Consider the following 10,359-nt stretch of genomic DNA (forward strand, 5'->3'; position numbering starts at 1 on the left):
ATATCAGGTGTCTACCAAACAGGGGTCAGGTCCTTCATAGTTACGGTAAAAAAGCAAGCTATGCGAGGGCAATTGCCAGTCGTTGAACAAATATGTCCGAATTTCTTCTGGAACATGCGCCCCTGCGTCAACTATCCGGCATCCCACATTCTTGAGGTAGTAGCGTTCAAGGTCGCGTTGCGTGAAGTCGGTTCCATCGAAGATCTCTGACCATTGGTACTCGTCACGTTCGCGGAAGTAGTCAAAGTGCCCATACTGAAATGCGATGAAATAGTCATAGGCATCATCAAATGGCTTCGTCAGCTCATTGTTGCACTTCTGACAAATGGTCTTGCCAAACTTGACAGTCTTAGACTTAGGTCCGCGTACCTGATAGACAACCCCGTCCACGGGCACATGAAGCGGCTCCCCATCCACCATCAGCTCACGGATTCGACTGGCTTTGAATGTATGCTCCTGCGAGTCCGCCGGACGCTTTTGGCAGATCCAACAAGTCTCGATGTCACGGCGGGGAAAGGGGTTCTTTTGGGAATACTTAGGGGTCATGCCTAGCATACTAGTAAGCAGTGCGGACACGAATGCTCCCTAAACCACCCGCAGCCCCTCGCCACGTCCGTCTCCGTGAAACAACCCCCGCACCGCCACAAGATCCTTATCCCCTAATTCTGGGCGGAACGGCTCGTAGCGCTTCAACGTCTTGATCCCCGCCGCGTGACAGATAAACGCATCCGGCACAAAGCGATTCATCAAGTCCACGATCCATGTCGCTTTCAGTCGGCGAATATCAGGCCGCATTCCTGACTCGACCTTGTTGCGTGCCGTCCTGCCCGTCACATCATCAGGCTCTCGGCTCGTCACATTGGGACGCAGAACATACTCATCTCGCCCCGCCTTGTCCAAGTCGAGAAGGTAGACCCAGCGAGCTGTGACAGGAATTGTCCGGTCGGGCAGATGGATGAGCACTCCCCGCTCGTCAACCTCGACACTTAACCACTTCAGCCTACTCATCTGTCGGCTCGTCAACCCTGCGCCTAACCCCAGCCCCACGATCTTGCGTCGCTCGCAGCTAATGAACTCGTCCGTGTCCACACACCAATCGAGTACGTCGGTGATCTCAGCTGGGGTGTACGGTGGCTGTGAGGTCGTACGGGCGTGCTTCTTGTAGATCGTCTGCCCCATCCAGTTCGGATTGAGTGCTTCTCCGAGCCTGCGCAGCGTGGTCTTGTATACGCCCCTTGAATGAACGGAGAGATCGTCTAGTTCATCGCGGATCATCATCTCGATCATCTCAGCGTCAAGCACGACCTCAATGTCTTGCTCATAGCCGTCCCTGTTGCACACCACATCGATCAGGCGCGTTAGGACAGGCATGTAGCGGTTGTAGGCAATCTCGGGGTGGAGGTCGTGGTATTGCTGCCCCAGGCTCACCGTGAAGTCGCGAATCGTTTCCCAGCGCTCATAAGGGATGGTGGACGGTTGGTAGGTTTCGAGGGCCATGTTCACCGGCCCTTTCTCTCGATAGATTCGAGGTAGTAGGGATGACTTACTGGTCTACCGGGTCCAGGATCCCTTAGGCAACTCGACAGGCTTAGCCGTGGTCTCACGTACCGGCCACACGCTCGTCTCAACAAATTGCTCAATCGCCATGATGGTATCGACTCTGGGGATCGACTCGCCGCGAACGAAGCGAGTAATCATTGTGTGCGAGACTTGCGAGCGCTCCGCCACATAGCGAACAGAGCCGTGTTTACCAGCCTCCATCTGTACGTTCTTCGCCAACAGGAGCAAGCGACGATGAACCTCGTTGCGTATATCTACAGGATCGGTATTAGGCCAGTCGGGATACATGTCCACGAGACGCTTCTGTGCGGGCATACGACCTCTTTTGTTAGGCAACGGCAGCTGTGACTGATCGTAGGTGCGTAGAAGCACCAGGGCAACTGAACTCTGCAATAATCTCCCGAAACGGGGATAACCAGACGCTATGATTATTTTAACAATCCCTCGCCCCCAGCTTAAGGAATACCGTGGCCCCTCTCTTTGACCTCAACCAGCTTCGCGAAGCGACTGGAACTATCAAGACGAGCGAAATCGAGCCCTATCTTGAGATCGTCCGCGAGTGGCACCACGACCTACACCACGGCACCCTGATACAGGACAAAGAAACGAGTCGCGAGCAAGCATACAATCGTGACTTCTTCGTCAAGATTCTAGGTTATGTCGAAAAGCCCCACATTCCGTACTCGATGGAGCCTAAAGCAACCACTGAGAACGCGAACTTTCCTGACGTTATCCTTGGTCACTTCGATGGAGAGTCCAAGAATATTTCCGCCGTTGTCGAGCTTAAAGGTGCAGGCATCGATCTAGATCGTCCCCAAAAGCGTGAGAAGAATGACACTCCCGTTCAGCAAGGATTCAAGTACAAGACTCAATACCGATCCTGCCCGTTTGTCATTGTTTCCAACTTCCAAGAGTTTCGCATCTACAACGACAATCTACTTGATTACAACGTCTGGACCCTCGACAATCTCGTAGATCCAACAGATGACTATTTCGCATTCAAGAGTTGGTACTACCTGCTCCACCATGACCGCCTCGTGGCCGAAAAGGGAGACTCCAGGACGGAAAAGCTTCTTACTGATATTCGAATTGAACAAGAAGCCATTGGAGAAAGCCTCTACGTCCGCTACGCCCAAGCCCGCCAGCAACTAATCAACGCAATTATCGAACAAAATAACACCGACCCTCACAAAGCGATTAAGTTCGCGCAGACAATTATTGACCGGATTGTCTTCGTAGCTTTTGCTGAGGATCGCGGACTTCTACCATCGAATACGCTTCTGCGTGTCAAAGCTGAGTCGGAAAACTCTGCCTTTGGTCTCGGATTCTGGGACCTACTCAAAGGACTCTTCAAAGGAATTGACTCAGGCAACAAGAATCTTGGAATACCAAACGGCTACAATGGCGGTCTTTTCCATACGAACCCAGAGCTAGATCAAATCAGTCTTTCTGATGATTCACTCGACCCGCTACTCAGGCTGAGCGAATTTGATTACTCACATGACTCCAGCGTCACAATTCTAGGTCGAATCTTCGAGCAATCAATCAGCGATGTAGAACAACTGAAGAACTCAGTGTCGAACGGAGCTGTCTCCGTTATCCCCCGCGTAAGTCGTAGGAAGAAGGACGGCATTTTCTATACGCCTGACTACGTCGTGCGGTACATGGTCGATCAAACCTTGGGTGAATATCTCCGCCGCTTGGAAAAGAGAATGCAGGATGAGGCGAAGCTTCACAAGGATCTGACCGATAAAAACTACGAGAGGCGAGAGCAAGTAGCGTACACGAAGTATCAACAGGCGCTTCAAAAAATACAAGTGGTTGATCCTGCCTGCGGATCAGGTGCGTTCCTTGTAAACGTTTTCGACTACCTTCTCGCTGAAAATCAACGTGTCGGCAAGATCCTCAACACCCTCTTTGACACCGAAAATTTCTACAAAGAAATTCTTCAAAGAAACATCTTCGGCGTAGATCTCAACGACGAGTCCGTAGAAATTACCAAGCTAAGTCTCTGGCTTAAAACTGCCGTAAAGGACAAAAAGCTTACGTCCCTCGACAACAACATCAAGGCCGGAAACAGCCTAGAGATCGACTGGAAGGACTACTTCCCTGATGTAATTGGAAATGGCGGTTTCGAAGTCGTTCTAATGAATCCGCCCTATATCAAGGAGGATGAGAACAAGGAGGCATTTGCTTCATCGAAGGTAAATCCCATTTACCAAGGCAAGATGGATCTTTGGTACTTGTTCGGTGGCTTGGCCCTCGATATTGTGCAACCCAAAACTGGATTCGTAGGAGTAATTGCCCAGAATAACTGGGTAACTAGCGACGGAGCCTCTAAGTTCCGCGACAAGATAACCTCTGAAGCCCGGATCGAGCGATTCATTGACTTCGGTAGCTACAACATCTTCAAAGAGGCTGGGATCCAAACAATGATTATGACCTGCCGCAAGGATGCAACGGAGGCGTCATACAGCTTCAAATACCAGAAACTAGAGCTCAAGAATGCCCGCGAGTCAGATGCCAAGGAGTTCTTGTCTCAGACGGATAGCGACGGGTCACTTCGATTCACGTCTAACATGGTTCGCGCTGACTCGATGGGGTCTCCCATTACATTCGTTCCGCCGACAGCATCGAGCATCATTAACAAGATTATTGAGCATGGCACTTTCAACATCGACAACAAGACCGAAATCTTTTCTGGTATTGATTGTCAAGAACGCCTCAAGGCATCTGATGCACAACATCTCAACCAGGTCAACGGGATTAACGTAGCCAAAGGTGACGGCATCTTCGTTCTCACCCAAGCTGAATTGGACAAGATGTCGCTCAGCTCAAAGGATAAGGAACTAATCAAGCCACTCTATTCACCCGCCCAAATCAACCGTTACTACTCGTCGGACGATCCTGACTCCTACGTTATTTTCACGGACTCCACTTTCAAGGATCCGCACTCTTTAGACGCGTACCCTGGAATCAAAAACCATCTTGACCGATTCCTCCCTGTGATTAATAGCGCCAATAAGCCATATGGTCTCCACCGAATTAGGAACAAAGGAAACTACCACGGGGAACGAATCTTCGTGGTTAGAAAGTCTGTCTCGCGGCCAAGATTCTCACTGGTTGACTTTGACGCGTGTTTCAATCGGACCTTCAATATCATTCGGACTTCACGCGTCGATCAGAAATATCTGACAACGATTCTCAACTCAAGCTTGGTTGCTTATTGGCTCAAGTTTCAAGGCAAAATGCAGGGTGAGAATTACCAGGTCGATATGACCCCGCTGGCCAGCATCCCTATCGAAGTTCCGCAAGATCCGGCAAAGTTCAATGAACTCCACGATAAGCTTTGCAGTCTCAATAATCGACTTAAGACCGAGACGAAAAAGTTCGATCGCACCATCAGTGTCGCGTACGGAGTCAATGCCTTGCCACGTGCTGCTAGCAAATGGTGGACAATGGATTTCAAGTCATTCTATGCAGCGATCAAAATCAAGTTGTCACTGACTGATGTGGCGGAACTTTCCGACTTTTTTGAGTCTCAAAAGCAAATAGTCACAACGATTCGGGCCGAGATCGACTCGACAGAGTTCAACCTAGATGAGCTTGTTTTTGACCTGTACGACTTGACCCCTAAAGAACGTCAGACGGTTCGAGCAAACATCACAAGTGCTGCCGAGCTGATTCTTTAATCATGCCCACTACCCCCATCCCCGACTTCGTAGCCCAGCTGCTCTCCCATCCCGACCTGTCCCCCGATTCGCAGGACAGTCTGTTCCTGACAGATCTCGTGACGTGGGCCGTGGAAAAGCAGGGTTACGAACTCGCCGTTGAGTACGTACTCGACTGGGACATCATCAACGCCTACGCCGAGTCCCTTGTCCCCACCTACGCGTCGGGAACAGCGCAACGCCGGCGCGCACGACTGCGAGCGATCGCCCGTATCGTCAACCCAAGCTTCAGCGAGCCAACCGCTCGAACCCCAGTAAAGCCGACCTCCGTTCCACAGCCCTATACCCCAGCTGAGATTGAGCAAATCGAGGTCTGGATGAACTACGCCGCGAACGCCGCAACGAACGTACTCAACAAGCAGTTGATGGTCTCACTGTGTCTCGGTGCGGGTCTCAGGGCCAAAGAAGCGTCCTATTTGACATGGGCACAGGTCTACGTCGATGAGACAGGTGTGATGCTGCTCGATGTGACAGGTCGCGACGTGCCGGTGCGCCAACGCTACGCCGAGCCATTCGTCCACGGTAAGGACCAGTACCGCTCCGAACAGTATGTCCTAGCTCCCGACAGCGCCAAGGCAGACCGAAGCAACATCGCGTCCAACTTCTCAACGATGTACCACTCGAAAGGTCTAGCCCCGAAGCCCGCCCGCCTGCGCGTCACGTGGATTCAGCACTTCATGAATGCTGGGGTAAACGACGAGCTAATCTGTCTCGCCGCCGGGACAACGACGCTGAGACGCTACAGCAGTCTGCGTGCCGATGTGGAGTACTCACCAGCAACCATTCGCTCATGGTTCCACGGCTCCGACAGGGGTTTGCGCAGTGTCTAATTGGCCGGACTGGTTCGCACAGGGAGAAGTCCGCAAACCGCAGCAAGTGACACCCCAACAGTGGCAACAGGTTGGAGACCGAGTCATTGAAGCTGTCAGCCGCGCTCGGAACGAGGCTCCTGAACGTATCGGCGAGCCGTATGTATTCACCAGTGCTGTGACCAAGGTGCTTCTTGCTGCCGACTCACAAGCCCCCCTTGACGAGATTTTCGTTGAGCCTCGATTGGCGGAGCTTGTTGTCATTGCCGACCTCAGACACACCGAACGACCTTGCGCATATGCAATAGCGAAAGTCATTGCTCCTTACGCACAACAAGTCGCCCCGAGTTTCAAACGCTCCGTGCCTGACAAGCCGTACACGGAGCACGACATCGTAGAGATTCGCGACTGGGCTAGTTTCAAGCAACGAGGGTTCGTAACGCGCAACAAAGGGTTGGTGCTTGCACTTGGTCTAGGTGCTGGCCTGACGGGCAAAGAGATGGACGAGCTGAGATGGAATCAGATTACTTTTGACTCGAAAGGCTTTGTCGTACATCTTCCTGACCGCGATATTCCCGTGCACCATGACTTCGATCGGGCATTGAGGGAGAATCGACCGGTCCACGAGGATGGGCTTTCTGACTATGTCTTATCTCCCACTCGCAAGAGACGATTGCAAAGTGCAACGGCAGTCATCGTCAGCAGCGCGGATCAAGGGCTTACCCCAACGCTTAGCCGTATGCGAATTACCTGGATCAACCAGTGCGTTACGGCTGGTATCCCGCCCCGAGTGGTACAGAAAGTCGCTGGCATAACAAACGACCGCTACTTCGATGAGATTGTCGGAGGCTTTGAGACCGATCAAGACATCTGGTCGGTGCGCGGACTCTTCCACGAGAGCAGCAACCCAGCAGAGCTATCAGCTGTGGAGAGTCTCGAACCTGTTGCTGTCGAACCCACAAAGCTTGCTGTTCCCACTGAGCCGCGGCCCGCCGTGACCTCAGCGCACTTCACAGCTGGCGTTGAACCTGAATTTACTTACGAGTACCCGGATGAAGCTCTTAGTGCCCAGGATCACGAACACATTGTCCAGGCGTACCTCGAAACGACTTGGAAACACCCGCGTGTCCGTAACACCACGACCCCAGACATTTTTAGGACCGATACCACCTACCCCATGTTGTGCGAGGACTGCTCAGGGTGGGGACGCGACGGCGCGGTAGCTGCGTGGAACCCCGATACCGGCTGGGTTGTGGATCTTCATTCCTGCCCAACCTGCAAAGGTCGCGGCTGGGTGCCCGAGAACTCTCATGAAGCTCGGGAGCGAGCACGTGCGGGTGACTGTGTCGTGGAGCATTGGGGCGGCGATCCAATTGAAGTCGAGCGCTACACCTAGTCTGCCGTTACAACCGGACAAAGCAGCGACGGACCCGGTAATCTCCGTTTTCCACTTCAACACCTGGAGGTCACATGCCCTTTCTCCGTCCACTTTCCAACCCGACCGGCAGCTGGATTCAGGTTGCCGACACGCCGATGTTCATCCACCGCTAAAGTCAGCGACAAGGTAGTCCTATTCATCCCGTCGCACACGCACCACGTCCGCTGTGCCGACCGTGACAGGGAGTTCGGCTTTGACCCCAGCTGCAAGCCGGCATGGAACATGGAGCACGAACTTGGCCACCGCGTCACGTCAGCATTTACCCCATCGCTGCGGTTCGTCTCTGAGCCGGCAGGGCGCTAGGTACGACGAAGCACCCACTACGATGATTCGGAGTGGGTGCTTGTGTTTGATATTGGAAGATTGAGGTCAGCTCAAGAGCATGTGCTGTCGATCCAGGAACTCCAGCGCAACCCCCCCCCAATGTATCTTTCGATGAGATCGAAGTCAGGTTCGCCGGTTTGGGCAACGGGGAGACCGACTGTCGCAGAACGTATCAGCTCGGGATTGGCCTTTCGACCATATGAGTACTTGTGTCTGTGTTCATAAAGCACCACCGCGATGAAGGCGAGTGTTGAATACCCCATTGTTTGAAGTGGAACCAAAGTAACCGCATCACCATTCACGAAACATGATTCCGTTTGCACAGCGGTAAAACCAACCGCTCCGTTAGCTGATACTGAAATGAATCCACCATCTCGGTTTGGCTCAATATCAAATATCCCAGCGACTCCGTTATTCTGATTCGTTGCAGAAACTACAGGAGTCTCCCCTTCATCAAGGTCAAGCATCCGCACCGACTTCCCACGCTCAACGGTGAACAGATCACCTACACGGAACGGTTTCCACTCCGAGAAAGGCGGCAACTCAACTCGCTCACCGACTGGCTCAGACTCTGCGAATCGTTCATCGATCCCGAACTCGCCCCACCGTGATAAAGGCGGTAGCTCGTCCACAATGTCCTTAGTAAAGTTCCACACTTCGCCAAACACGTTGGGGATCTCATCGCCCATATCGATGATGTGCTGAGGTGCTGAGTCTGGGACTTCAAGGAATTTAAGAGTTCGATTTGCTTGTCTACCAAAGCTGTACTTCGGTTTGTTAGCTTCAATTACGGCACACCACCACAGCTTTTCAGCGAGACCCATTTCAGTTTTCGCCGTTAGGATTGCTACATCACGTCCGCACACGAATGGTTCATCCTGGACAAAAGTAGCCAAGACGGTTCCACCGAGTGCAACGGAAATCTCTCCAGTATTTGCGGGAACAATTTCATCCGGAGTCACTACTCGTCCGCTAACACCATTGTTCTTCGCAGTTCTCGAAACGAAGTTCACTCCCTCTGAGTTAAGGGCATCATCAAGATAAATCTTCTCTAGGCTGTGCCCTGATCGAATGTCGAAAATATCTTGCAGTTGAGCCATTACCCAACCTCCACAGACTTCATCATCTGGTACACGGCGTACTCGCGCAGAACACGGATAAAGTCCTCATCCGTAACCTTTGAGTAGTCCGTCTCCATGTACGCCTCGACTAGCCACTCATCATGTGCCGTCACGCACTGAGACACGCAGTAGCCTGGCGTATCGGCCTTGCGCGTACGGAAATCGTGCAACCACTGATCCCGAATACCCGGCCAGCGCCCCTTGAGATCCTTACGACCACGAAGCGTAACGAACCCGTCATCAGTCCACCGAGCAAACCACGTAGGTACGTCGGAGTTGTGTGGATAGCCAGCCTTGAACACCATCGTCACAGTCTGCGTGCTCGCTCCAGGGAACAACTCAGGAGGCATTGTCATGGACGCAACGAGAGTGTGCGACTCAAGAATTTTCTCGCGCCACTCGTTCTGGCCGGTCGCAACGCTCATAGGAACAATGGCAATCACCGTGCCGCCGCGCTCGGTCATATTCAGCGCGTTGAGAATAAAATGAGCCTCAGCGAGCTGTGCGTCTTTCTTTCCCTGCGCGTACGGAGGATTCATCAACACGACGTTGGGCTGACGAAAGTCACGCTCGTCTGGATAGTTTCGGTGGCCGTTCGCAATCTCACTTGTGATGCGCTCATCGAAGCAAGATCCGAGAAACAGGTTTGACTTACCATCGCCGCGAAGCAGCATGTTCGATGCCGCAAGAGCGAAGAGATTAGGCTGCATCTCAATTCCGATAAGCTGCGAACGCTTGATGGAGTCGAGTTGTTCATCTGTCAGCGCAATGCCTGAGCGCGGCTTAGCCATGCGTTCCATCGCAGCGATGAGGAACCCCGCTGTGCCGGCGCACGGATCAAGGACAACAGAGTTCTCATCCACATCCGCAAGTAAAGCGAAGAGCTCAGTCACGTGCGGAGGCGTAAGCACAATCCCGAGGTCCTTACCATCGCCACCACCGGCGTAACGCAGGAACTCGGAGTAGAAATCACCGAGCACGTCATAGCCTTGAGTAGCTTGCATCTCTTCAAATACGTTGTCCTCAAGCATCTCAGTCAAGGCGCACAACACGCTACGCGAATCTACAAGGGTCTTCTTTCCCTTCTTGATTTTGCGGTCGCGAGACAGCAGGGCTGGGGAGGTTTCGACGGCAGACTTAAATACGTCTACTACCTGTCGAGTCTTACCATGCGGGATGTTTGAGTTATGCAATGCACGGTCAATCGCGGCAACCCACTGCTTGCCGAACTGACGATCTGTCTCTGTGTAGTTGGCGTCGCTCACGTCTGCCTGCTTGTACGACAGTCGGAACACCGGATCAGTCAAAGCAATGAGACAGCCCGCAACAACAAGTGGCTTAGTGGGGTTGCCCGCAAATCGTGGACACGTAGTGGA

General features: G+C 52.7%; 8 protein-coding genes. 3 read left to right on the forward strand and 5 right to left on the reverse strand.

What is annotated here, in order from left to right; translation table 11 throughout:
• Positions 1-3: 3 nt before the first annotated feature.
• Genes HMPREF2912_RS11280 through HMPREF2912_RS11290 form a run of 3 tightly spaced genes read right to left on the reverse strand, consistent with a single transcriptional unit; the run spans position 4 to position 1,875 of the window.
• Positions 4-546 carry a hypothetical protein gene (locus HMPREF2912_RS11280; protein WP_148139422.1) on the reverse strand — a complete coding sequence of 181 codons (543 nt, stop codon included), beginning with the start codon at positions 544-546 and terminating at the stop codon, positions 4-6.
• A 39-nt stretch (positions 547-585) separates the two neighbouring features.
• Positions 586-1,497 (reverse strand): hypothetical protein, encoded by a 912-nt coding sequence (locus tag HMPREF2912_RS11285; protein ID WP_070684222.1) that lies wholly within the window; start codon positions 1,495-1,497, stop codon positions 586-588.
• Positions 1,498-1,551: 54 nt separating this feature from the next.
• Entirely contained in the window at positions 1,552-1,875 is a 324-nt protein-coding gene (locus tag HMPREF2912_RS11290) for a helix-turn-helix domain-containing protein (protein ID WP_070684224.1), read from the reverse strand.
• Between the two features lie 152 nt (positions 1,876-2,027).
• On the opposite strand from HMPREF2912_RS11290, the gene HMPREF2912_RS11295 reads away from it, so the two are divergent.
• The 3 genes from HMPREF2912_RS11295 to HMPREF2912_RS11305 are packed head-to-tail and all read left to right on the forward strand — an operon-like array spanning position 2,028 to position 7,496.
• On the forward strand, positions 2,028-5,252 hold the full coding sequence (locus HMPREF2912_RS11295; RefSeq protein WP_070684228.1) for an Eco57I restriction-modification methylase domain-containing protein: 3,225 nt from the start codon (positions 2,028-2,030) through the stop codon (positions 5,250-5,252).
• 2 nt (positions 5,253-5,254) lie between these two features.
• On the forward strand, positions 5,255-6,121 hold the full coding sequence (locus HMPREF2912_RS11300) for a site-specific integrase (protein WP_070684230.1): 867 nt from the start codon (positions 5,255-5,257) through the stop codon (positions 6,119-6,121).
• Positions 6,114-7,496, forward strand: a complete 1,383-nt coding sequence (locus HMPREF2912_RS11305; protein ID WP_070684232.1) for a site-specific integrase — start codon at positions 6,114-6,116, stop codon at positions 7,494-7,496. Before HMPREF2912_RS11300 ends, HMPREF2912_RS11305 begins: the two co-directional genes overlap by 8 nt.
• Before the next feature lie 416 nt (positions 7,497-7,912).
• Here the strand turns inward: HMPREF2912_RS11305 and HMPREF2912_RS11310 are convergent, their stop codons facing one another.
• Both HMPREF2912_RS11310 and HMPREF2912_RS11315 read right to left on the reverse strand, forming a co-directional pair.
• Positions 7,913-8,962: a restriction endonuclease subunit S gene (locus tag HMPREF2912_RS11310; RefSeq protein WP_070684234.1), complete on the reverse strand. Its 1,050-nt coding sequence runs from the start codon at positions 8,960-8,962 to the stop codon at positions 7,913-7,915.
• Positions 8,962-10,359, reverse strand: a 1,398-nt coding sequence (locus HMPREF2912_RS11315; RefSeq protein WP_210396401.1) for an HsdM family class I SAM-dependent methyltransferase, incomplete at its 5' end; no start/stop codon positions are given. The genes HMPREF2912_RS11315 and HMPREF2912_RS11310, both read right to left, overlap by 1 nt.

Origin of the sequence: Corynebacterium sp. HMSC056E09, assembly GCF_001813425.1 — a bacterium.
In the GTDB taxonomy this organism is placed as follows: domain Bacteria; phylum Actinomycetota; class Actinomycetes; order Mycobacteriales; family Mycobacteriaceae; genus Corynebacterium; species Corynebacterium hesseae.